This is a genomic window from Agromyces cerinus subsp. cerinus, assembly GCF_900142065.1.
Taxonomy (GTDB): Bacteria; Actinomycetota; Actinomycetes; order Actinomycetales; family Microbacteriaceae; genus Agromyces; species Agromyces cerinus.
Genome location: NZ_FSRJ01000001.1, coordinates 882105 through 904181 on the forward strand (window position 1 = coordinate 882105; position 22077 = coordinate 904181).

Here is a 22077-nt window from a genome sequence, read left to right on the forward strand (position 1 = left end):
TCCCAGTGCGTCGCAAGCGTTCTGTCGCTTCGCGGATGCCTCGATACTCGTGCAGGGTCGCCGGCACTCGAACCACGTGGCGTGCGTAGTCATGGCGCGGCATCCGATTCAGCTTCCGTCGAGATGCTCGGCGAGCTGCCGGCGCGACGTGACTTCGAGCTTCCGGAACACCTTGCGCAGGTGGTAGTCGACGGTGTTCGCGCTGATGAAGAGCCGGGCGCCGATGTCGACATTCGTCTGCCCTGCGGCCGCGAGCCTCGCCACGGATGCCTCCTGCGGCGTGAGTGCGGCCCAGTCGTTCTTCGCCGTCATGGGCCGAGTGACATGTTCACCGGTGGCTTCGAGCTCACGGCGCGCGCGCCCGGCGAACGCCGGCGCACCGACTCGGTCGAAGATCGGCAGTGCGAGCCGCAACTGCTCCCGCGCGTCGCGGCGCCGCTTCACGCGGCGCAGCCACTCGCCGTACACGAGGTGGGCGCGGCCGAGGTCGCCGGGCGTGGTCGCCTGCCCGAGGTGGTCGATCGCCGTGAGATAGTGCGCTTCCGACGCATCGTCGTCGGCGAGCAGTGCGACGCAGCGCTCGGAGACCCCGAGGATCCACGGCGTCGGGCTCGCGAGCGAGAATGCGACGAGTCGCTCTGCGGCGGCACGTACCTCTTCGGGGTGCCCGCTCCGCACCCCGGCTTCCACGAACTCCGGCAGTTGCTGGTAGGTCACCTGAAGATGGTTGCGGCCGACCATGGGCCGAAGCCGCTCGAACGCGTCGCGATAGTGTCCGTCGGCGATCTCCCGGATGCTCAGGCCCGTCATCGTCAGCGTTCGAACTCCGGCGAAGCCACTGGCGAGCGCGCCCGCGGCGACGTGCTCCACCGCTTCGACCGGTGCACCGGTCCAGGCGAGATACGCGCCGTTGACGACCTGCTCGGCGTCGTACCCGATCGCCCGACGAAGTTCCCGGACCTGCTCGATGTAGCCACCGGCCGCTGCCGGGTCGCCGCGAACGAGCTCGATGAGACTCAGGACCCAGAGCGTCGAGTCGAGGTCCCGGAGCGCGCCGGCATCCCGCGCTACCCGAACCGTGCGCTCGAGCAGCGTCACGCAGGCGCGCTCGTCCCAGAGCGCCATGGTCAGGGCCACACCGAGGGTGCCGAACTCGAGCAGCTCTGCATCATCGGCATCGAGGAGCCGGTCGACTGCGGCGCGCATCTCGGGCGCCGCCTCGGCGTACGGCAGCAGGATGTGAGCGCTCAGCGCGCTCAGCCCGATCGACCGCACTCCCTCGGCGACCTGTGCGCCACGGCCGAGACGGCGGCCGAGTTCTGGGAGCCTGTTCGACTGCACCGCCCACTCCGAAGTCAGTTCCAGCTGGAACGCGTGCAGGAGGGCGCCCTGTTCGAGCTCGGCGGCACGCCCGTGCAACAGCCCTGCGGCCTGCAGCAGGGTCGCGGTTCCACCCCGCACGCCGTCTGCGTCCGCGACGAACAGCGCGAGCATCGCCCGAAGCGACAGCACCCGGCCGAGAACGACCGGGTCGGCGCGCTCGGCGTCGACCCGTTCGAGCAGCTCGAGCGCGAGCTGCGCCGCTCCCGCGCCCGCCGCGGCTTCAGCGGCAGCGAGCAGCCTCGAGCAGCGATCCGAGCCATCGGGAGTCAGGTCGGCGGCCCTCGCGAGCAGTCGTGCGCGGGAGGCGGTGCCGCCGCGACCTCCGGCCATGTCGGCGGCGCGCTGAAGCTCGAGCGCGACGGCCTCATCGGTGCCCCGCGTCGCCGCCGCGGAATGCCAGACCGCGATCTCATGGCGCCCCATGCCGCTCGCGACCGTTCGCAACGCCCGATGCACTCGACGGCGGTCGGCGTCGGGCATCCCGTTGTAGACGGCGGCGCGAACGAGCTGATGCCGGAAGGCCACGGTGTCGTGAACCGACGCGAGCCGTGCGCGCTCCGCCGCCGTCGCGGCATCCGCCGGGAGCCCGAGCAGCGCCGCCGCGCCACCGATGAGTGCGGCATCACCGGTGGACTCGGCCGCGACGACGAGCAGCCAGAGCTGCGTCTCGCGCGGCAATGCCTCGACATGCCGGAGATAGTGGGTCTCGAGGCGGATCCCGACCGGCACCGGTACCGGCGCCATCGAGGAACCGACGAGCTGATGCGCCGTGAAGTCGCGCCTCAAGTCGATCAGCGCGAGCGGGTTGCCTCCCGTCTCCTCGGCGATCTGCACCGCGAGCAGCGGGTCGACGGGATCGCTCGCCGACCGTGTGAGCAGCTCCACCGCCGACAACGTGTCGAGCCCCTCGAGCCGGAGTCGCGGCACTCCGGCCGCCGAGAGGTCGACACGTGCGTCGGGCCGAGTCCCGAGCAGCAGCGAGATGGATTCGGCCTCGAGCCGACGAGCGACGAAGGCGAGGACGTCGAGCGATTCGTGATCCACGAGATGCACGTCGTCGACGACGCAGAGCAACGGTCGGGCGGCGCTCGCAGCGTCGAGGAGGGAGAGCGCGCCCAGTCCGACGAGATACCGGTCGGGCGGTGGTCCCTCGTCGAGCCCCGACGCGATCCGCAATGCGGCCAGCTGCCGCGGCGGAATCGCGCCGAGATGCGCCGCGAGCGGAATCCCGAGCCGCTGCAGCGTGGCATACGGCATCGACGACTCGGCTTCGTATCCGTCGGCTCGGATGACCTGCACGCCACCCGCCATCCGGCATGCCTCGTCGAGGATGGTCGTCTTGCCGATGCCGGGATCGCCGACCACGAGCAGAGCACTTCCGCGCCCATTGCGGGCACCCGAAATGAGCGAGCCTGCGCGATCGAGCTCGCGGGATCGTCCGAGGATCTGAGCGGTCGATGCATCGATGGATTCACGGTAGTGGAACCGCTGAACGCCGCGCCAGCATCGGCGACGACTACGCGCACCACGTGGTTCGGCTCTCGGCAGCGCGCGCCAGCATGAGGCGACGGCAGGACTCATTCCGGGGCATCCGGTGCCGTCGCCCACCGAATTGTGAGGAGACCACCATGAATCCGTCGCAACCTCGCCGGATCACCAGGCCGCTGCGCGTCGCGCTCGCGCTCGTCGGCGTTGCAGCAGTGACCGCGGTTTCGGTCGCGCTGCCGGCCGCCGCCGATGACGACGCACGCCGTCCGGCTCCCCAGCCCAAGCCGACCATCGTGCTCGTGCACGGCGCCTTCGCCGACTCCTCGGGCTGGAACGAGGTGACCGAACGCCTCCAGAAGCGCGGCTACACCGTGCTCGCCGTGTCGAACCCGCTCCGGGGACTCACGACGGACGCCGACTATGTCAAGTCGATCCTCGCCACCATCGAGGGTCCCATCGTGCTCGTCGGGCACTCCTATGGGGGAGCGGTGATCACCAACGCCGCGACCGGCAACCCGAACGTGCAGTCGCTCGTCTACGTCGCGGCGTACGCGCTCGATGCCGGCGAACGTCTCATCGACGCGAACGAATTGGGCGGCGGCCACTCCGAGCTCGCCGACCACCTCGTGATCCGCCCGTATCCCGGCGCGCCCGAGGGCGACGCCGACGGATACATCGATCCCGCCTTCTTCCGGGAGTTGTTCGCGGCGGATCTGCCCAAGAAGCAGGCGGCCGTGCTCGCCGCCTCGCAGCGACCGGCAGCCCTGCAGGCACTCTTCACTCCCTCGGGCGAACCGGCGTGGAAGACGATCCCGAGCTGGTACATCGTCGCATTGCAGGACAACACGATCCCCCCGGAGGCGGAACGCGCGATGGCGGAGCGTGCCGGGTCCACGACGCTCGAGCTCGACAGTTCGCACGTCGCCATGATGAGTCACCCCGGCGAGGTCACCGGCGTGATCCTCGACGCCGCGGAGTAGGCGTGCTCGCGGGATCCGTTCGCTCTCCGGCGAGCGGATTCCGCGGCTGACTGCAGCGCGGCTCGTGCGGTGAAGCGGCGAAATCCGTCATGCAGTGGCGCAGGCGATCGGGCACGGCCGAAGCGACCGCGAATGCACAACGTCCGACGCCTCGTTCCCACGTCGCCGACGGAACCGACCAAGGAGACGTCCGCCTGACGCGCCGTCGGAGGCTGTCAGGAACCCTTCGATCGTGCCGCCACCGAGGCGGAACGGTGAAAACCGTGCACCCGCACCTTGGGCCCGAACCATCGGCCCAGGCGCCGAGAAATCTCTTGACGATGTCGTTCGGTTTACCCTACTTTCGGAGAGCCAGCAACTCGTTCATGAGAAAGCCTCGCGGGGTGCTCGCGGCAGGATTGCGACCTTGGGGGGAGCAATGGATCCGCTACTCGTCGTGAACGCGGAGCCTGCGCCGGATCGCCCTTCGCCGCAGGAGCACCCGACCACACTCGCCTCACTTGCCCAGGAGCTGATGCCGCAGAAGCGACGCCGAGCTTGGTCGATACCGCTTCCCATGCCGTCGTCGGGTGCGGCCGCTCCCAGCCGGCTGGCCGCATCGGGCAGTATGCACGTCTCGTGAGGGGAGAGGGCAGTCCATGCATCAGTTCGAGCTCACCTTGGGCACATGGACGTTCGTCGGCGATGCGACATTGGTCGACCTCATCGCCGCGACCACCAATGCTCTGAACGGTGCGATTCTCGCCCGAAGACCGGATCACTACCGGAACTTCACGTTCGTCGGCATCATCCTGATGGCATTGCTCGGTGGCATCGGAGGTGGCGTGACCCGTGATGTCATTCTCGACACGGCACCATCGGCCTTCACGAATCCGGCGTACATCACGCTCTGCGTTGCGGCCGGCGTGCTCGGGTACTTCATCGCCTACTCCCGCGGGCAGCTCTTCCGCGAGGGGCTGTTCCAGTTCATGACGTCGTTCTCACTGCCGTGGTACGCGATCATCGGTGCGCAAAAGGCGAGCGAGGCCGGCTACCCGATCCTCGGCGCCGTCGCCATGGGTGTGATCGCATCGACGGCCGGACGCTGGCTCATCGACGTCTCGTCAGGTGTTCCGCCGAAACAGTTCGTCCGCAGCGAGTGGTTCGTCGTCACGGCCGCGGGCACGAGCCTGCTCTGGATCCTGCTCGACGCCACCGGCATGTCGTACTGGTGGACCGTCCTGATCGCATTCGCCTTCGGGTTCGTCTTCCGAGTGGTGGCGCTGTATGTCGGGTGGGAAGAACCGCTGGCTACTGAGCCCGCGGGCCTCCACGTCCACGCTGACCGCCGACCGCTCCTCGGGCGCAAGCTCGCCGGCAAATCGCAGGAAGAACTCCGGTATCTGGGCTTGGCCGTCGATGGCAACCCTCCCAGTGCGGCAAGCACGCAAACGAAGGACTAGCGAAGGTCTGGTTCGGGAATGCACGATCACGAGGGGATGGATCTGAGATGACCGACAACGGTTCGAAGAAGCCGAACATCGTCTTCTTCTTCTGGGACAACTTCGGGTGGGGCGAGCTCGGCTGCTATGGCGGCGGGATCCTGCGCGGCGCCCCGACGCCACGGATCGATGCCTTGGCCGCCGAAGGCCTGCAGTTGCTGAACCACAATGTGGAGGCGCAGTGCACGCCGAGCCGATCTGCCACGTTGACGGGCCGCCACGCGATTCGGTCCGGCACTCAGACGGTACCGATCACCGGTGGGGCCGATGGGTTGACGCGCTGGGAGCTGACCATCGCACAACTCCTCTCCGACGCCGGATATGCGACCGGCATGTGGGGGAAGTGGCACCTGGGAAGCGATCCCGAGCAGCGCAGCCCAGTGGACTTCGGATTCGACGAGGCGGTCTGGTGCCCTCGCACCGCGGACGAGGTCTTCTGGACCATGCAGTCGTACTTCCCGAACGGCCCGGTCACCTCGGCACCCTACGCGGGTCCGGCTCAGATCCCGCTGGCGCCCGAGCCGATCTACGCGCGGAGGAAGGGCGAGAAATCGGAGGTTCTGGCGACGTACGACGCCGAGTTCCGGGCCGGATTCGACCGGAAGATCACCGAATGGGCGTGCGACTTCATGGAGCGGTCAGCCAAGGATGACACGCCGTTCTATGTGTACCTCCCGTATACGCAGGTGCACATCCCGCCGATCCCCGATCCCGAGTACGCCGGGAAGACGAAGCGCGGCAACTGGGCCGACATCCTCACCCAGATGGACGACTTCACCGGTGTGATCCTCGACAAGCTCGAGGAACTGGGCCTCGCCGAGGACACGATCGTCGTGTGGGCCTCCGACAACGGCGCCGACACGACGTATCGGTCGCCGATGATCGATCCCGACCCCGCGGGCGGGGAGTGGAACGGGTTCTCCGGGCCGTGGCGCGGCGGGCTCTTCACCTCGCTCGAGGGGTCCAACCGCACTCCGTGCATCGTCCGCTGGCCCGGCAAGGTGCCGGCCGGCCAGGTGAGCAACGAGATCGTGCACCAGGTCGACTTCTTCACGACCCTCGTGAAGGCGGGCGGCGCCGCCGTTCCCGACGACCGGCAGATCGACGGCATGGACATGTCCGCGTTTCTCTTGGGCGACGCGGAGGAGTCGGGCCGTGACACGATCATCTGCCTCCAGGGCGACCGCTTGCAGGCGGTGAAATGGCGTCAGTGGAAGATGCACCTCATCAAGCAGGACGACTTCTACTCGACGTGGACGCCGCTGAACATGCCGATTCTCTACAACCTCGAATGGGACCCGCGTGAAGAGCATCAGGTCGACTTCGCCCACGGCTGGGTGGTGCATCCGATGGCGGCGGCCGCCGGAGCGTTTCTGAAGACCCTGATGATCGAGCCGCCGATCAAGCCGGGCACGCCCGATCCGTACCTGCCGCCGAAGCCTGGAGAACTGGTACCGCAGACCCACCTGCAGATCGGCCCGATCATGCAGTACATCACCACCCTGGTGAGGACGCATGACGAGCTTCCCGACCCGTCCCACGGAATGGAGCATCAGTCAGGATGAACAGCGACAGGACTGGCGCCGGTCCCGATGATGCCACGGGCATGCCCGCGGAGGTCTGCGTGATGCTCATCTGCTTCGCGCACGAGAAGGATGCGGGTCATGCGCGGGCGAGCCTCGAACAGCGGATCAAGCACAGCGGCGACGAGGTCCTCGACCTCGTGGTCCTGAAGGTCGACGCGAAACACACGGCGCAGGTGCACGATCCGCGGCGGACACTGGCTGGCGCTCTGACTCCGGCGCTGACCTGGGGCGTGTTCGGGCTCCTCGCCGGGGGTGTGGACAGTCTCGTGCTGTGGGCGGTCGCCGGCTTCATCTGCGGTGGCGTCTACGCCTATTTATTCGAGCACCTGCTCACCAAAGATGAGCTCGAACGCATCGGCACAGCGCTCCCGGCGGAGTCCTCAGCGATCGTCGCCTTCGTGCGGGGAACAGACCCCGAGCGAGTGTTGGCGTGGGCGTCATCATCCCAGCCGACCGGCGTGAGCGTTGCGGCGCTCACGGCATCGCTGTCGGTGCGCCTGTACGGCGGAGCGGCGCAGCGTTCGGATGCCGTGACGGCCGGCTCGGCCGAGGGTGCGACGACGCCCATCGGGGCGTCGCCCGGCATTACAGCCCTGAGCATGTTGCTCGTGCGATTCTCGGGCGAACACGGGGCGCGGAAGGCCCTGGCCGGCTCGGTCTCCGCGAAGCATCCCGATCCGTCGACACCGAAGGTCGAGCTGTTCATCGAGGCGAATGGGCACGGTCGCCGCCGAGTCATCGATCCCACGAACGGGAGCAGCGCCTTGTCGGGGCCCGACGCGCTCGTCTGGGGAGCATTCGGTCTGGTCTGGGGAGCGATCGTGGGCTTCACCGGCGACGGCGGCGTCCTCCGCTTCATCGACGACACGGTGGTCACCGGCATCCTCTGGACCGTGTTCGGCCTCGCGGCGGGTGCGCTCTATGGACTCTGGGCAGGTCGAGGCGTTTCAGCCCGGCGCCTGAAGCGGATCGGTGCGCTCATTCCACCCGACACGTCGATCGCCATCGCCTGGGCGGAGGGCGCCGTCGGCTCCGAGGCGATCCAGGAGTGGGCAGCTGGCGCCTCTGCGCTCTTGGCCCTCGGGTTCGATCCGACCGATCAGGGAGCTGTGCTCAGGGCGGCGGCCCCACCCTCGTCATGAGTGCCTCGCTCGCGCATTTCGGCAGATCTCCCTGAGGAGGCTGCGCGATCGGTACGAAACGGGTGGTCAGTCCGTACGAGGGGTGAGCTGCATGACCGGAATCCGTCGATCGGTCTTCTCGAGGTAGCCCCCGAACTGCGGTTCCTCGGCCACGATCGCGCTGTACGCTTCTCGCCACTCGTCGCCGGTGATCTCGGTCGCCATGACCGGCACCGTCACGATCTCGCCGTCCACGAGCGCCTCGATCTCGAATGACGGGTTCGCTCGCAGGTTGTAGTACCAGGCGGGATTCTCGGGCGAGCCGCCCTTCGACGCCACCACGCGCCATCCATGCTCGTCGCGGAAGCCGACGACGGGATTCAGATGCGTCTCGCCCGACTTCGCCCCGATCGAGTGCAAGATGATCAGCTTCGGACCCCAGTGATTCTCGGTGCCCTTGCTGCTGCGGAACGTCTCCATGACATCGTCATTCCAACCCATGCAACCGACAACGCAGGGGCAGCCCGGAATCTTCCGACGAACGACGGCCGATCCGTGGGCTGGCTCATCTCACGCGCAGACGTGGATGATGGAACCATGCCCGCCGCTCACCGCCCCGGTCTTCGGATCGACGCCGGACTCACCATCCCCGAGTCCGAGCTGTCCTGGCGGTTCTCGCGGTCGTCGGGTCCTGGCGGGCAAGGCGTGAACACTGCCGATTCCCGAGTCGAGCTCAGCTGGGACGTGGCAGGCTCGACCATCCTCGCTCCACTCCAGCGGGAGCGGCTCCTCGAGAATCTGCGCAGTCGCCTCGTCGACGGAGTGCTGACGATCGCAGCATCCGAACATCGTGCGCAATTGCGCAACAGGGATGCCGCGCGCGCCCGGTTGGCCGCCGTCGTGGCCGATGCGCTGCGGCCATCGTCACCGTCGCGACGTCGGACCAAGCCGAGTCGCGGCGCCAAGGAACGGCGCTTGGCAGCGAACAAGCGGCGCACCGACGTCAAGCAGTTGCGTCGCCCGCCTCACGACTAGCCGACCGCGGGCGGCCCGAGCACCGAGGACGCGCTACTCGACGAGCGTCCGGAACACCTCGTACACCATGAACGCCGGCCAGAAGATGCCCTGGAAGAACGCCCAGATGAAGGCCCAGAACGCATCGGCCTGCTGGAAGAAGAACACCCAGGCCCCGATGATGCCGAGACCGTAGATCGCACCGCCGCCGGCGAAGCATCCGGCGTTCGAAGTCCTGTCAGTCATCTCTCGACCTCCTGGCCACACGATACGCCGCCGGCACCGCTCCCGACCATTGCTCCGAACGTCGGCGTTCGCCGAATTCGACGGCGCCGAGCAGAACGGGACGACCGTCGCAGCACCATGGTCGCGACCGGATATACTCCCATGGCGACGCAAACATCGCACGTCACCGTCCGCCCCGAACCCGTTGAGATCCGCATGGCAAGAAACCTGACCACCGGCGCCCCGTGGCGGGTCATCCTCGTATTCGCGGTTCCGTTGCTCATCGGCAACGTGGTGCAGCAGCTCTACCAGGTGGTCGATGCGATCGTCGTCGGCAGGCAGCTCGGCATCGACTCGCTCGCGGCGGTCGGAGCCACCGGGTCACTGCTGTTCCTGCTGTTGGGATTCGCGTGGGGCGTCACCTCGGGCTTCGCGATCCCGACCGCGCAAGCGTTCGGCTCGGGTGACCTCGGTGCCGTACGCCGTTCGGTCGCGGCGGGCACACTCCTGACCGGCGCCATGAGCGTCGTCCTCACGATCGGGGCGCCGCTCATCGCGGGCCCGGCGCTGCAACTGCTGCAGACGCCTGAGGAACTGCTCGCCGAGGCGACGGTGTTCGCGCAGATCAGCTTCGTCGGGGCATCCGCCGTGATGTTCTTCAACTACCTGTCTGCGGTGATCCGCGCGATCGGCGACTCGCGCACCCCGCTCGTCTTCCTGACGCTGTCGTGCCTGCTGAACATCGGGCTCGTGTTGCTCATGGTGGGCCCGCTCGACTGGGGCGTCGCCGGGGCCGCCCTCGCAACGGTCGTCTCGCAGGCTGTGTCGGTCGTGCTGTGCCTCGAGTTCATCCGCCGCCGGATTCCGGTGCTGCACGTGCGTCGCGCCGACTGGCGGGTGTCGCGTGCCGAGATGGTCGAGCACCTGCGCCTGGGCATGCCGATGGGCTTCCAGACCTCGATCATCGCGATCGGCACGCTCACGGTGCAGGTCGCGCTGAACGAGCTCGGCGCCGATGCGGTGGCCGCGTACACGACGGCATCGCGAGTGGATTCGATCGCGGTGGCGCTCCTGTCGTCGCTCGGCCTCGCGGCGTCGATGTTCGCCGCCCAGAATCTCGGCGGGCAGCGCCCCGACCGCATCCGACGCGGCGTGGTGCAGGCGGTCTGGATGTCGATCGGCGCCGCCATCGTCATCGGCGCCCCGCTCATCATCTTCAGCGAACAGCTGGTGCGGGTGTTCGTCGGCGACGGATCCGAGGCGGTGGTGGATGCCGCGGCGTACATGCTCGTCGTCGACGGCTTCACCTACTCGGCCCTCGGCGTGCTGTTCGTGCTGCGCGGCGTGCTGCAGGGTCTCGGGCGAACGGTGGCGCCGACCGTGACCGGCGTGGTCGAGCTCGTCATGCGGGTCGGCGCGGCGATCGTGCTCGGATCGGCGTTCGGCTTCGTCGGCGTGGTGTGGAGCAACCCGCTTGCGTGGCTCGGTGCGATCGCGCTGCTCGTTCCCGCCTACATGATCGAGCATCGACGACTCGGCAGGATGCGGGTCGAGCCGCTGGCTCCGACGCCGACCACGCCCATTCCGATCGTCGGACCGGTCGATGGATCCATGAACGTCGACGCGGTGGTCACCGGGTCGATCCCGGTTCAGGACCTCGACGACGTGCCCCGGAAGGCGACCTCGGCCTGACTCCCGAGTCGGTCAGTGCGGGACCGTCCATGCGTAGGTGGCGCCGCCATGCACGACGACGATCACGCCGTCGCAGTCGAGGCCGTCGGGCGGCTCGGCGCCGAGACGGACGATGCGTTCGGCGAAGACCGGGGGTGTCGGGTCTGCAACGGCTGCGCACCCCTCGGGCGGGACTGCATCCGCCGGCGTGTTCCAGGCTGCTGCCGCGGCGCCCGTCGCCGGATTCCACACGAGCCGGATGTCGAGAGCCGACTCCGGGATGCGTTGCACGACGGGCAGCGCCCGAACGTCGGGGTCGAGCGCGGACAGCCGGTACGCGTATTCCGTTCGGTCGCCGACCGGTTGCGACCCGAACGCGACGTTCGCGGCGATGAGCAGGCCGCCGAACGTGCCCGCCACGAGCACGAACCAGAGGATGCCGCTCTGCAGGGGGCTCATCCGAGGCGTGGCGTCGATCAGGTTGCTCGAGCGAAGTGGTGCGTCCATGGTGACCCATCTAACGCGGCCGAGGGTAAAGGGCGGGTCAGGGCCGGCCCGGGCTCGTCCGAGATCGCCGACTTCGCTCGCCGTCGAGATGCGACCAGAGGGATACCCGGCGGACGTCAGTCGGCGATGCGCGCCCGGAGGCCGGCCAACTCGTCGGTCGTCAGCCCGCCCGAGGCGAGGTAGGCCGCACTGCCGCCGTACTCGGTGTCGACCCAGGCGAGGGCCTGCTCGATGGCGTCGGGAGGGGTGCCGGTGACGAGGTTCCGCAGCTCGGGGGTCAGGGGGAGTCCGAACGACGCGATCATCTGCAGCATGCCATCGGCCCAGGGGCCGGCGAGATTCTCCTCGGATGCCGCATAGTCCGCCACGATCGCGGTGCGCTCCGCGCCGGCCGCATCGAGCATGAGCGCCGTGGCCACGCCCGTGCGGTCCTTCCCGGCGGTGCAGTGCACGAGCACCGCGGAGGGGGAATCATCGGTCGACGCCGCGATGCGGCGCGCGACCTCGGCGAACTGGGCGGCGCCGTGCTGCAGCATGCCGACGTACAGGCCGCCGAGCGTGGGCACCGACGCCGCAGCGTCGGCGAGCGCCTCGGCCGACGGCGCTGCGCCGTCGGCGAAGAACTGCTGTGCCATGTCCGCCATGGCGCCTTCGAGCAGCGCGAGCTCGACCACGGTGAACGGCCGGGATGTCGGAATGCGGTCCGGCGCAGCCTGTCGTTCATCGGGAGTGCGGAAGTCGACGATGACGCCGATGTCGGTGGCGGCGAGCTCGGCGAGCCCGGTGTCGGTCAGGCCCGAGAGGGCGTCGGAGCGGAAGAGCACGCCGGACCGCGTCGTGCCTCCGGCGGTGAGCGGCATTCCGCCGGTGTCGCGGAAGTTGTAGAACCCGTCGATCGTCATGGTCGCTACCGTAACGCGGCGCGCGACGATGCGCCGTGTCATCGGCGCGTGTGGCCGAGGTGGCTGGGGAGCCTTGGTCGACGCGCCGGCCGAGCGGTCACGGCCGGTGCTCCCGGCCGACGATGCGTTCGGCGTACCCGGCGTAGTCCGCCGCGATCTCGACGGCCGACAGCGGGCCGGCGGCGTCGAACCATTGGGACACGCCGGTGCACATCGTGATCATCGCACGAGCCGACTGGCGAGGGTCGGGCGCGACGAAGACGCCGTGCGAGGCGCCGGCCCGCAGGATCTCGACGAGCATGCGCTCCTGGCGATCGCGGGCGGCGATGTGCCTGGCACGGGCGACGGGCTCGAGACTGCGCAGTTCGGTGGCGGCGAGGAACGCGAGCTCCTTGCGGTGCGCATGGAACAGCACGAGGCACTCGATGTGCAGCTGCAACTGTTGCTCGAGGTCTGCGCCGGCCTCGGCGAGTGCGGCCTCGCTGCGACGCCAGAGGTCGGCCATGGCGTGATCCATGATGGCCACGATGATCGCCTGCTTCGAGGGGAAGTGGTGGTACAGGCCGGGCACCGACATGTTCGCCGCCGACGCGAGCGTGCGCGTGCTGGTGCCGTGGTAGCCGTGCGTCACGAAGGTCTGCACGGCGGTTCGCAACAGCGGTGGCAAGGGGTCTTCGTCGAAATCGCGCCAGTCCATCCGCGCGGCAGTCTCCTGATCGCCGGTCATCGCCACCTCCTCGTCTGCTGGATCGAATCATGCCATGAGAGGGGTTGACACCCCGCTGGCGTCTCGTGACACTTGAGGCTACCGAACGCTCGCTCGGTTCGACCACAACGGATGCAAATGGACAACGACAACGCAGTCAACGCTCATCGACTGGCCGGCAAGACGGCCCTGATCACCGGTGCCAGCCGCGGCATCGGACTCGCCATAGCCCGGCGGCTCGCCGCCGAGGGCGCCCGGGTCTGCATCACGGCCCGGAAGCCCGAACCGCTCGCCGATGCCGCGGCGTCCTTTCCCGACGGCACGGCGATCTTCGTCGCAGGAAGGAGCGATGACCCCGGGCACCGGGCCGAGGTCATGGAGACCATCGCCGGCGAGTTCGGCGGCCTCGACATCCTGGTGAACAACGCGGGCATCAACCCGGTCTACGGGCCGCTGATCGACCTCGACCTCACCGGTGCGCGCAAGCTCGTGGAGGTGAACGTGCTCGGCACCCTCGCGTGGACGCAGGCGGCCTACCACCACGAGGCGCTCGGCTTCGCGGCGCGGCGCGGGGTGGTGGTCAACGTGGCCTCGGTCACCGGTCTCATTCCGTCGGAGGGCATCGGCATGTACGGCATCACGAAGGCCGCGCTCATCCACCTCACGCGCACCCTGGCGGCCGAACTCGGCCCCGACATCCGCGTGAACGCCGTCGCCCCCGCGGTCGTCAAGACCCAGTTCGCCCGCGTGCTCTACGAAGGCAAGGAGGAGGAGGTGGCCGCCGCCTATCCGCTCGCGCGCCTCGGAACCCCCGATGACATCGCCGGCGCCGTCGCCTACTTCGCGAGCGACGACTCCGCGTGGGTCACCGGGCAGACCCTGGTGCTCGACGGCGGACTCCTCTCGGCCGGAGGAGCGGCGTGAGCGCGCCTGCGCAGGACGTCGAGGCGCTCCGCCTGCGCACGCGTGACTTCATCCGCGATGTCGTGATCCCCGCCGAGCCCGGGCCCGACGTGCGGTTGAGCGAGGAGCTGCGAGACGCACTGATGGCGGCAGCCAAGGACGCGGGCGTCTTCGCTCCGCATGTCGCTCGCGAGTACGGCGGGCAAGGAGTGCCGATCGAGCACTGGTCGCCCATCTTCCAAGAGGCCGGCTACTCGCCGATCGGGCCGAGCGTGCTGAACTGCATGGCGCCCGACGAGGGCAACATGCACATGCTCGGCATCATCGCGACGGAGGCCCAGAAGCAGCGCTACCTGGCGCCGCTCGCGTCGGGCGAGGTGCGGTCGTGCTTCGCGATGACGGAGCCGCATCCGGGCGCCGGATCCGACCCGGACGCGCTGCGCACCGAGGCGGTGAAGGTCGCCGGCGGCTGGCTGATCAACGGCCACAAGCGTTTCATCAGCGGCGCCGAGGTGGCGGGCTTCTCGATCGTGATGGCCCGCAACGACGCCGGTGACGGCGTGCCGGCCGGGGCGACGATGCTGCTGGTCGACATGGACAATCCGGGGATCAGGGTCGGGCAGCAGATCCATGCGATCGACCGCGCGATCGCGGGCGGGCACCCGCACGTGCACCTCGAGGACTGCTTCGTCGCCGACGACGCCGTGCTGGGCGCGCCGGGTGAGGGATTCCGATACGCGCAGGTGCGGCTCGGCCCAGCCCGCCTCACCCACTGCATGCGATGGCTCGGCCTCGCTCGACGGTCCCTCGACATCGTGCTCGACCGGGCCGAGGCGCGCGAGATCTTCGGACACCGCATCGCCGACCTGGGCATCGCGCAGGACATGATCGCGCAGTCGGTCATCGACATCGAGACATCCGATGCGATCATCACCAAGACCGCGGCCCTGCTCGAACGCGATCCGAAGGCCGGATCCGCCCTTTCGTCCATCGCCAAGGTGCACTGCTCGGAGGCCGTCTTCCGGGTGATCGATCGAGCGATCCAGCTCTGCGGCGGCGACGGCGTCACCGATCGCCTGCCCCTCGCGTCGTACATGAACGAGGTGCGACCGTTCCGCATCTACGACGGCTCGAACGAGACGCACAAGTGGGCGATCTCCCGCCGTGCATCCTCCCGCCGCCGCAAGGAGGTCGCCGCCGGCGCCGCCAGGATGGACGTCGTCGACGGTGATGTCTGGTGATCTCGACGCCCGACGGGGTGGAGGTCGTCGCCACCGGAGCGGATGCCGCGGCCCTGGCGCTCCCGCCGCTGCTGGTGCTCGATGCACTGACCGAGTTCCTGGATGCCGAAGGGCTGGGCTCGGGCGCGATCTCGTGGCAGCGCATCGGAGAGGGCCATTCGAACCTGACCTACCTGCTGCGCCGAGGGGAGCGCTCGCTCGTGCTCCGGCGCGGACCTCGGCCGCCGCTGCCGAAGTCCACCCATGACATGGTGCGCGAGTCGCGCATCCAGCTGCTCGTGAAGGCCGCCGGCATCCCGGTGCCCGACATCGTCGCCGTGTGCGCGGACGATTCGGTGCTCGGCGTGCCCTTCTACGTGATGGACCACCTCGACGGGGTCGTCATCACCGACGACGAGCCGGCCGGGCTCGACACCCCGGAGCAGCGCAGGGCCACCGCCTTCGCAGCCGTCGATGCCCTGGTCACGCTGCACGGCGTCGACGTGGGCAGCGGCGGCCTCGAGCGCGTGGGTCGTCCCGACGGCTATCTGGAGCGGCAGGTGAGCCTGTTCTCCTCGCTGTGGGATGCCTCGACACGGCGTTCGGTACCGGAGATCGCGTCCGTGGCGTCCTGGCTCGCGGCCAACACGCCGAAGAGTCAGCGCGCCTCGGTCGTGCATGGCGACTACCGCATCGGTAATCTCATGTTCGAGCACGGGGCCCCTCCGCGGGTGCTGGCGATCCTGGACTGGGAGATGGCGACGGTCGGCGACCCGCTCGCCGACCTCGGCTACTTCCTCGCCACGTACGCGGAGGCGGGGGCGGCGACGACCCCGCTCGAACTCACGCCGGTCACCCGCCGCCTCGGCTCTCCGTCACGGGCGGAGCTTGCGGCGCGGTACGGCGCGGCGACGGGCCTCGACCTGTCGGACCTCCGCTGGTATCAGGCTCTCGCGCTGTGGAAGGCCGCCGTGTTCTGCGAGGCGATCTACACGCGGTGGCTGAACGGCGAACGTCCGGGCGATCGGTTCGCGCCGACGCTCGCCGACGGCGTGCCCGCGCTCGTCAGGGAGTCGGCCAGGCTGATCGAGGGCTGAGCGACGTGCAGGGCCCGGTCGTCAGTCTCGTCCGACGACGAAGCTCGCCACGGTCGCGACGCTGCCGCCGAAGTTCAGTGTGGCCACGTTCCTGGCGCCCTCGACCTGCGTCTCGCCGGCCTGGTCGAGCACCTGGAGGCGGGCATCGTTGAGCATCCGCACTCCGGTGGCGCCGACCGGGTGCCCGCCGGAGAGCAGCCCGCCGGATGGGTTCACCGGGATGGATCCGTCCATCTCCATCCGGCCGTCCTCGATCGCCTGCCAGGCCTTGCCCGGTTCGGTGATGCCGAGGTGGTCGATGGCCATGTATGAGCTGATCGAGAAGCAGTCGTGCAGCTCGATGGCGTCGAGGTCGCCGGGACCCGCGATGCCGGCACGGTGGTAACTGTCCGTGATCGCGGCCCGAAGGTGCGGGAAGAGATACTCGCTGTCGACGGAGGCGCGCAGTTTCTCGTCGAGCGCCATCGACGAGGTCGAGTGCCCCCAGCCCTTGATGCGCGGCGGCAGGCCGCTGTACCCGTGCTCCACGCGCCAGCGCTCCGCGTACTCGCGGCTGGCCAGCACCACCGCGCTCGCACCGTCGCTGATGCGCCCGCAGTCGCTCTTGCGCAGGGAGCCCTGCACGATCGGGTTCGTCTCGTCGTCGTCGGCGAAGGACGCCGCGGTCTCGACCCAGTCGCGCGTCTGCGCGAGCGGATTGCGACGTGCGTTCGCTCGGCTGTTCTGCACGAGCCTCGAGAGGTGCTCGGTGGTCATGCCGCCGTGGCGCCGCGAGATCTCGTCGGCGATGCGGTCGAACGCCGTCGGCCAGGCGAGCTCGCCGAGATCCTCTCGTGAGCGCCAGCTCGCGCATCCGAGGTGGTTCGCCGCGACGGTGCCGGGAACGTTGCGCATCTGCTCGACGCCGACCACGAGGACGACGTCGTAGAAGCCGGCCTCGATGTCGGCCATCGCGCCGAGCGCGGCCATGCTGCCCGACGCGCACGCCGCCTCGTGGCGTGATGAGGGCAGCTGTCGCCATTCCTCCATGACCGCCGGAAGCATCGCGCCGAGGTGCGACTGCCCGGTGAAGATCTCGCTCGAGTGGTTGCCGACATGCCCGCGCTGGATGTCGCCCGGATCGATCGCGGCATCCGCGACGGCGCCGAGCGCGGCTTCCTGCATCAGGGAGAACACCCCATCATCGACGCCCTCTGCGGCGAGGTTGCGCTTGAAGTCCGTCTGGGCTCCACCCAGGAGGTACACGCCTCGTGTGCTGCTCATCTGCTTCGACTCCCGTCGGGATCTGTCTTTCGGTCAGCTGCGTGCGGGCGCAGGCGCCCTCACGCGAAGGATTCGACGACGACGGCGGTCGCGAGACCCAGCGCCGCCGGAATCACGACGAGGCCGTAGCCGCCGCCCATCCTGCGCAGCTGATCCAACGCGTTCGCCACGAGGACACCGCCGCAGGCGCCCAGCGGGTGGCCGACGGCGATCGCGCCGCCGTGCGCGTTCACCAGGTCGGCAGGCAGCCCGAGTTCGCGGGTGAGGAGCAAGGGAGTAACTGCGAACGACTCGTTCACCTCGACGACCGAGAGCTCGCTCGCCTGCAGCCCTGCCTGGTCGAGCGCCTTCCTGCTCGCGGGTACCGTCGCCTCGAGGCCCGGTGAGCGGACCGCCGCCTGAGCCCAGCCGAGCACCGCTCCGATCGGCGCCCGATCCGACTGCCGCGCCCCGGTTTCCGAGGCGAGCACGAGCGCGGCGGCGGCGTCGGAGAACTGCGGAGCGGTTCCGACCGTGTGTCGGCCGCGATCGGGGCCGGTCGTGATGCCGAGGTGCCGCTCGACGCGCTCCCACAACGGGTCGTCCGCGAACAGGGGTTCCAGCGCGGCCAGCGACTCCAACGTGGTGTCTGGGCGTGCGCCCTCGTCGTGATCCAGCACGACCGCGGGTGTCGTCACCGGGACGATCGACTCCCACGCCGGCGCGGCGCTCGCGCGCAACTGGCTCCGCAGGCCGTACTCGTCGAGCTGCGTTCGACTGAAGCCGGCCCGGATCGCCGCGGCATCCGCTGAGACGCCGATGGAGACGAACCCGGTCGCCTCGCCCTCTGCCTCGTCGATGGCGAACGCGGGCCGGTCGGCGAGCATCGGCACGCGCGACATGGACTCGACGCCCGCTGCGACGACGAGCTCCGCACCACCGGAACGCACCTGTGCGGCCCCGGAGGCGATGGCGTCGAGCCCCGAACCGCACAGGCGGGAGACCACACCGGAGGGCACGGCGTCGGACCAGCCGGCGTGCATCGCCGCCACCCTGCCCACGTTTCCGCCCTGTTCCCCGACGACCGTGCTCACCCCGACGATCACGTCATCGACGCGATCGTCGGGCAGCCCGCGTGCGGTGAGTTCGCGCAGGACGACGGCGAGCAGCTCGGCCGGTGAGAACCCGGCGAGGGTGCCGCCGCCGCGCCGAACCCGTGCGCGCGGCGTGCGCGCGGCGTCGAGGATCAGGGCCCTGCTCACGCCTGCGCCTCGGCGAGGACCTTGCGCAGCTCGGTCTTGACGACCTTGCCGACGGGGTTGCGCGGAAGCAGTTCGACCACGCGCAGGTTCTCCGGCAGCTTGTACGAGGCGATGTGCTGTTCGCGCAGGAACTCGACGAGCTCCGGCAGGTCCAGCGTGGTCTCGGGGTGCAGCGCCACGAACGCCGCGACCTTCTCGCCGAGCGTCTCGTCGAGGTCGCCGACGACCGCGACGTCTGCGACGGCCGGATGCTTCATGATGAGCGTCTCGAGCTCGACGGGCGCGATGTTCATGCCGCCGCGGATGATGATGTCCTTCGCGCGGTCGACGTAGCGGAGGTACTGGCCCTCGTCGCCGGCGATCTCGAAGATGTCGCCGGTCTTGAGGTAGCCCGCCTCGTCGAACGGGTTGGAGAGCGTCTCGGCGTTGAGGTAGCGCGCGAACAGCTGCGGGCCGCTGATGTGCAGTTCGCCCGGACGGCCGGGCTCGGTGATCTCGTCGCCGGTCTCGAGGTCGTAGATCTTGACGTCGGCCCACTTGGACAGCTGCATCGACCAGTCGGTGCCCTCGGCGCCGTAGCGCGGGAAGAACCTGGCCCGGTCGTCGGGGCTCGGCAGGTCGACGCTGCTCGAGAGCAGGCCGACGCCCTCGTTGGAGCCGAAGAAGTTGATGATCGGGATCTCGAACCGCTCCTGCCATCCCCGCACCATCGCCGGGTTGAGCGGCGCGGAACCCGATCCGATCCGGGTCAGGCTGGTGAGGTCGATCCTGCTCAGCAGCTCCTCGTTGTGCAGCAGCATCGACAGCAGCGCCGGCGGTGCGAGCGTGTACGTCACGCGTTCGCGCGCGATCTGGCCGAAGAAGGTCGGGGCGTCGAACGGGTGGTGCTGCACGAGCACGCAGCCGGTGCGCACCCACGGCAGCAGCATCGCGCAGATGCCGGCCATGTTGATCATCGGGAAGGCATTCAGGATCACATCGTCGGTGGTCGTGGCCGAGGCGTCCTGGCAGACCATGCTGAAGACGAGCCAGTCGTAGTGGGCGCGCATGACGCCCTTGGGCACGCCCTCGGTGCCGGAGGTCCAGCAGATCGTCACGCAGTCGTTCGGGTCGTTGGGGTCGGCTGCGCGGTAGGCGGCGACGGCCGCCTCGTCCGCGGTGGTTGCCGAGGTCGGGAACAGGTGGGTCACACCGGTGCTGTCCTCGCAGAGGGCGTCGTCGGGCAGCCCGTAGCTGAACACGCCGCGGACGCTCGGCAGCTCGCCGCGCAGGCGCGCGAAGTCGTCGGCCGGGTGCCGTTCGCCGAAGGCGCGCGCCGCGACGACCCAGTCGAACTCGGCTGCGTTCCCCATCGTGGTGATCTCGTGATCGCGGTACTGCATCGCCAGCGGCGACACCGTGGCGCCGAGCGTCCACGCGGCGACGAGCATCTCGGTGAGCTCGATGCCGTTGGCGAGCTGGACGCCGATCGTGTCACCACGACTCACTCCCGCTTCGGCGAGCCGAGCGGCCAGTGCCGTCACCTCGCTGTCGACCTCGCGCCAGGTCAGACGCCGTGCCGCGCCGCCCGCCAGTGCCGCACGGTTGGCGGGGTCGACGATCGCGAGCGCGTCGCCGCGCCGGGCGGCCGTTGCACGGAACATCCCGTCGATGGTCTCGGGGGTCCACTGGCCGTCCTCGACGAGACGATCGACGCGGGACTGGGGGTGCAGGTTCAGACGACGTTCGGACATTGGGGGCTTCCTTACCTGTTCGGGTGGGCGTCAGTCCCCGACAGCTCTGTCGGGGACCGACGTGGTGATCGGTTGGTCGGGCGTTCAGGCGAGCTGGTCTGCGCGGATCCACGTGGCGTGGAACCCCGCCGGTACGGACTGGGGGAGCTTGATGCGGGCGACCGGTCCAGCGGCGAGGTCGTCCGCGGCGAGCACGAGGATCTCGCCGCGGCCCTCGATCTCGTCGTTGACGAAGGTCACCAGGTAGCCGTCGCTGTCGCTCGTGGACCCGTCGCGAGGAGCGAACGGGCTCTCCGAGCCCCAGCGTCCCGCGCCGAACTGGTAGCTCTCCTTCTCGCCGGTCTGCGAGTCGTAGCGCACGATGCCGTCGAAGAGCAGTGTGGGCTCGTTCGCCAGGCTCATGTTGTACGAGTAGCGGTGCGGAACGCCGACGATGCGCTGGTCCATGCTGGGGAACTCGATGTTCTGGTCGTCGATGGGGCGCTCGGAGGTCTGACCGGTGACGAGATCGAACTCGTAGCGGTACAGCTGCGCGTCCAGTCGCATGTACGCGAGCATGTTGGCGAGCGGGTGCTCGAAGGTGGACTGGTGCTGCGGATTCTTCACCCGGCACACCTCCATGATGATCTTCGTCCCCTCCTCCCACGAGTTGACGACGTGGTAGATGTAGCAGGGCTTGGCCTCGAACCAGCGCACCTCCGCGCCGGACCCGTACCGGGGGAGCACCGCGAAACGCGAGACGAGCGACTTGTCGTAGAAGATCCGGTACTTGCCGTTGCGGCGGGCCTCCTGGTCCTGCACGAGCGGGAGATCCATCAGCACGGTGTAGTTCTCGGTGATCGCCATGTCGTGCGGCAGCCGTGGGCCGGGCAGGTCGACCTGGGTCAGGTGCGTCTGCGTGCCGTCGGGGCCGATGATGCCGTAGCGCATGTAGTTCATGTCGGGCCCGTAGTCGAACCACAGCAGCTCACCGGTGCGCTCATCGGCCTTCGGATGCGCCATCATGTCGCCCGCGAACGTGCCGAGGAAGTCCTGCGCACCCAGCGTCTCGAGCGAGAGCGGGTCCACGGCGTAGGGGTCGCCGCACAGGTACCAGGTGGCGAGGACCTGACCGCGGTGGAAGATCACGTCGGTGTTCGCCGAGTCCTTGATGCCGAGGCCGTGCCCGTTGCCGAACGGATTGCCCTCTGGGTTCTCCATGAGGCCGGTCCACAACGACTTTCCGGCGGCGGATTCCTCGTGGAACGCCTTCGTGCGGACCCAGCGGTTGCGATAGCGCACCTTGCCGCCGTCGAAGTGCACGGCATGGATCATGCCGTCGCCGTCGAACATGTGGTAGCGGCCGGGAGCGTCGAAACGGCGGTTGGGGCCGTTGCGGAGGTAGACGCCGTTGAGGTCGCGCGGCACCTCGCCGATGACCTCGAGGTCTTCGAGCGACAGCTCGGTCTGCACGGGGGCGTAGACGCCGAGCAGGTACGGGTTGTCGAAGGAGCTGTCCGCCCCCATGGCTCGGGCGACGGCGATGGGCTGGTCGGGCGTGTGCGTTGACATGTTTC

Annotated in this window: 19 protein-coding genes; 9 read left to right on the forward strand and 10 right to left on the reverse strand. The window is 69.0% G+C overall.

What is annotated here, in order from left to right:
- Positions 1-108 precede the first annotated feature (108 nt).
- The gene (locus BUR99_RS03965; RefSeq protein WP_084183565.1) at positions 109-2964 is read right to left on the reverse strand and encodes a helix-turn-helix transcriptional regulator; all 2856 of its coding nucleotides are present in this window, start codon (positions 2962-2964) and stop codon (positions 109-111) included.
- A gap of 47 nt (positions 2965-3011) precedes the next feature.
- Here BUR99_RS03965 and BUR99_RS03970 point away from each other — a divergent pair, with 47 nt between their 5' ends.
- The 4 genes from BUR99_RS03970 to BUR99_RS03985 all read left to right on the forward strand — a co-directional run bounded on the left by BUR99_RS03970 (position 3012) and on the right by BUR99_RS03985 (position 8060).
- A complete protein-coding gene (locus tag BUR99_RS03970; protein ID WP_074259010.1) occupies positions 3012-3851 on the forward strand; it encodes an alpha/beta fold hydrolase in 840 nt (279 codons plus the stop codon).
- A 638-nt stretch (positions 3852-4489) separates the two neighbouring features.
- Complete coding sequence (locus BUR99_RS03975; protein WP_074259011.1) at positions 4490-5293, forward strand: trimeric intracellular cation channel family protein; 804 nt, start codon at positions 4490-4492, stop codon at positions 5291-5293.
- Between the two features lie 47 nt (positions 5294-5340).
- On the forward strand, positions 5341-6897 hold the full coding sequence (locus BUR99_RS03980) for a sulfatase-like hydrolase/transferase (RefSeq protein WP_074259012.1): 1557 nt from the start codon (positions 5341-5343) through the stop codon (positions 6895-6897).
- Entirely contained in the window at positions 6894-8060 is a 1167-nt protein-coding gene (locus BUR99_RS03985) for a hypothetical protein (protein ID WP_143231429.1), read from the forward strand. Before BUR99_RS03980 ends, BUR99_RS03985 begins: the two co-directional genes overlap by 4 nt.
- A 66-nt stretch (positions 8061-8126) precedes the next feature.
- Here the strand turns inward: BUR99_RS03985 and BUR99_RS03990 are convergent, their stop codons facing one another.
- A complete protein-coding gene (locus tag BUR99_RS03990) occupies positions 8127-8519 on the reverse strand; it encodes a nitroreductase/quinone reductase family protein (RefSeq protein ID WP_159440947.1) in 393 nt (130 codons plus the stop codon).
- A gap of 117 nt (positions 8520-8636) precedes the next feature.
- On the opposite strand from BUR99_RS03990, the gene arfB reads away from it, so the two are divergent.
- Positions 8637-9074 carry an alternative ribosome rescue aminoacyl-tRNA hydrolase ArfB gene (arfB, locus tag BUR99_RS03995; protein WP_074259468.1) on the forward strand — a complete coding sequence of 146 codons (438 nt, stop codon included), beginning with the start codon at positions 8637-8639 and terminating at the stop codon, positions 9072-9074.
- A 33-nt stretch (positions 9075-9107) separates the two neighbouring features.
- On the opposite strand, the gene BUR99_RS04000 is transcribed toward arfB, so the two are convergent.
- A complete protein-coding gene (locus BUR99_RS04000) occupies positions 9108-9299 on the reverse strand; it encodes a hypothetical protein (protein WP_074259015.1) in 192 nt (63 codons plus the stop codon).
- Between the two features lie 195 nt (positions 9300-9494).
- Between BUR99_RS04000 and BUR99_RS04005 the strand changes: the two genes are divergently transcribed.
- Positions 9495-10970, forward strand: a complete 1476-nt coding sequence (locus BUR99_RS04005) for an MATE family efflux transporter (protein ID WP_074259016.1) — start codon at positions 9495-9497, stop codon at positions 10968-10970.
- Positions 10971-10982: 12 nt separating this feature from the next.
- Here BUR99_RS04005 and BUR99_RS04010 read toward each other — a convergent pair whose 3' ends face one another.
- The 3 genes from BUR99_RS04010 to BUR99_RS04020 all read right to left on the reverse strand — a co-directional run bounded on the left by BUR99_RS04010 (position 10983) and on the right by BUR99_RS04020 (position 13085).
- Entirely contained in the window at positions 10983-11456 is a 474-nt protein-coding gene (locus BUR99_RS04010; RefSeq protein WP_143231431.1) for a hypothetical protein, read from the reverse strand.
- A 116-nt stretch (positions 11457-11572) separates the two neighbouring features.
- A complete protein-coding gene (locus BUR99_RS04015) occupies positions 11573-12358 on the reverse strand; it encodes a tyrosine-protein phosphatase (protein ID WP_074259018.1) in 786 nt (261 codons plus the stop codon).
- Between the two features lie 97 nt (positions 12359-12455).
- The gene (locus BUR99_RS04020; RefSeq protein ID WP_074259469.1) at positions 12456-13085 is read right to left on the reverse strand and encodes a TetR/AcrR family transcriptional regulator; all 630 of its coding nucleotides are present in this window, start codon (positions 13083-13085) and stop codon (positions 12456-12458) included.
- A 117-nt stretch (positions 13086-13202) separates the two neighbouring features.
- Here BUR99_RS04020 and BUR99_RS04025 point away from each other — a divergent pair, with 117 nt between their 5' ends.
- Genes BUR99_RS04025 through BUR99_RS04035 form a run of 3 tightly spaced genes read left to right on the forward strand, consistent with a single transcriptional unit; the run spans position 13203 to position 16284 of the window.
- Positions 13203-13988 carry an SDR family oxidoreductase gene (locus BUR99_RS04025; protein ID WP_074259019.1) on the forward strand — a complete coding sequence of 262 codons (786 nt, stop codon included), beginning with the start codon at positions 13203-13205 and terminating at the stop codon, positions 13986-13988.
- Positions 13985-15208: an acyl-CoA dehydrogenase family protein gene (locus BUR99_RS04030; RefSeq protein ID WP_074259020.1), complete on the forward strand. Its 1224-nt coding sequence runs from the start codon at positions 13985-13987 to the stop codon at positions 15206-15208. Before BUR99_RS04025 ends, BUR99_RS04030 begins: the two co-directional genes overlap by 4 nt.
- The gene (locus BUR99_RS04035) at positions 15205-16284 is read left to right on the forward strand and encodes a phosphotransferase family protein (RefSeq protein ID WP_234980726.1); all 1080 of its coding nucleotides are present in this window, start codon (positions 15205-15207) and stop codon (positions 16282-16284) included. Before BUR99_RS04030 ends, BUR99_RS04035 begins: the two co-directional genes overlap by 4 nt.
- Positions 16285-16305: 21 nt before the next feature.
- Here the strand turns inward: BUR99_RS04035 and BUR99_RS04040 are convergent, their stop codons facing one another.
- The 4 genes from BUR99_RS04040 to BUR99_RS04055 form a co-directional block, all read right to left on the reverse strand.
- Positions 16306-17547 carry an acetyl-CoA acetyltransferase gene (locus BUR99_RS04040; RefSeq protein WP_074259022.1) on the reverse strand — a complete coding sequence of 414 codons (1242 nt, stop codon included), beginning with the start codon at positions 17545-17547 and terminating at the stop codon, positions 16306-16308.
- Between the two features lie 59 nt (positions 17548-17606).
- On the reverse strand, positions 17607-18788 hold the full coding sequence (locus BUR99_RS04045) for a thiolase family protein (protein ID WP_074259023.1): 1182 nt from the start codon (positions 18786-18788) through the stop codon (positions 17607-17609).
- The gene (locus BUR99_RS04050; protein WP_074259024.1) at positions 18785-20521 is read right to left on the reverse strand and encodes a class I adenylate-forming enzyme family protein; all 1737 of its coding nucleotides are present in this window, start codon (positions 20519-20521) and stop codon (positions 18785-18787) included. Before BUR99_RS04050 ends, BUR99_RS04045 begins: the two co-directional genes overlap by 4 nt.
- Before the next feature lie 84 nt (positions 20522-20605).
- Positions 20606-22072, reverse strand: a complete 1467-nt coding sequence (locus BUR99_RS04055; protein ID WP_074259025.1) for a carotenoid oxygenase family protein — start codon at positions 22070-22072, stop codon at positions 20606-20608.
- Positions 22073-22077 lie beyond the last annotated feature (5 nt).

Excerpts from the sequence above, each read along its gene's own strand:
- BUR99_RS03965 (WP_084183565.1), bottom strand. The coding sequence starts at position 2,964 with ATGAGTCCTGCCGTCGCCTCATGCTGGCGCGCGCTGCCGAGAGCCGAA.
- BUR99_RS03970 (WP_074259010.1), top strand. The coding sequence starts at position 3,012 with ATGAATCCGTCGCAACCTCGCCGGATCACCAGGCCGCTGCGCGTCGCG.
- BUR99_RS03975 (WP_074259011.1), top strand. The coding sequence starts at position 4,490 with ATGCATCAGTTCGAGCTCACCTTGGGCACATGGACGTTCGTCGGCGAT.
- BUR99_RS03980 (WP_074259012.1), top strand. The coding sequence starts at position 5,341 with ATGACCGACAACGGTTCGAAGAAGCCGAACATCGTCTTCTTCTTCTGG.
- BUR99_RS03985 (WP_143231429.1), top strand. The coding sequence starts at position 6,894 with ATGAACAGCGACAGGACTGGCGCCGGTCCCGATGATGCCACGGGCATG.
- BUR99_RS03990 (WP_159440947.1), bottom strand. The coding sequence starts at position 8,519 with ATGGAGACGTTCCGCAGCAGCAAGGGCACCGAGAATCACTGGGGTCCG.
- arfB (WP_074259468.1), top strand. The coding sequence starts at position 8,637 with ATGCCCGCCGCTCACCGCCCCGGTCTTCGGATCGACGCCGGACTCACC.
- BUR99_RS04000 (WP_074259015.1), bottom strand. The coding sequence starts at position 9,299 with ATGACTGACAGGACTTCGAACGCCGGATGCTTCGCCGGCGGCGGTGCG.
- BUR99_RS04005 (WP_074259016.1), top strand. The coding sequence starts at position 9,495 with ATGGCAAGAAACCTGACCACCGGCGCCCCGTGGCGGGTCATCCTCGTA.
- BUR99_RS04010 (WP_143231431.1), bottom strand. The coding sequence starts at position 11,456 with ATGGACGCACCACTTCGCTCGAGCAACCTGATCGACGCCACGCCTCGG.
- BUR99_RS04015 (WP_074259018.1), bottom strand. The coding sequence starts at position 12,358 with ATGACGATCGACGGGTTCTACAACTTCCGCGACACCGGCGGAATGCCG.
- BUR99_RS04020 (WP_074259469.1), bottom strand. The coding sequence starts at position 13,085 with ATGACCGGCGATCAGGAGACTGCCGCGCGGATGGACTGGCGCGATTTC.
- BUR99_RS04025 (WP_074259019.1), top strand. The coding sequence starts at position 13,203 with ATGGACAACGACAACGCAGTCAACGCTCATCGACTGGCCGGCAAGACG.
- BUR99_RS04040 (WP_074259022.1), bottom strand. The coding sequence starts at position 17,547 with ATGAGCAGCACACGAGGCGTGTACCTCCTGGGTGGAGCCCAGACGGAC.
- BUR99_RS04050 (WP_074259024.1), bottom strand. The coding sequence starts at position 20,521 with ATGTCCGAACGTCGTCTGAACCTGCACCCCCAGTCCCGCGTCGATCGT.
- BUR99_RS04055 (WP_074259025.1), bottom strand. The coding sequence starts at position 22,072 with ATGTCAACGCACACGCCCGACCAGCCCATCGCCGTCGCCCGAGCCATG.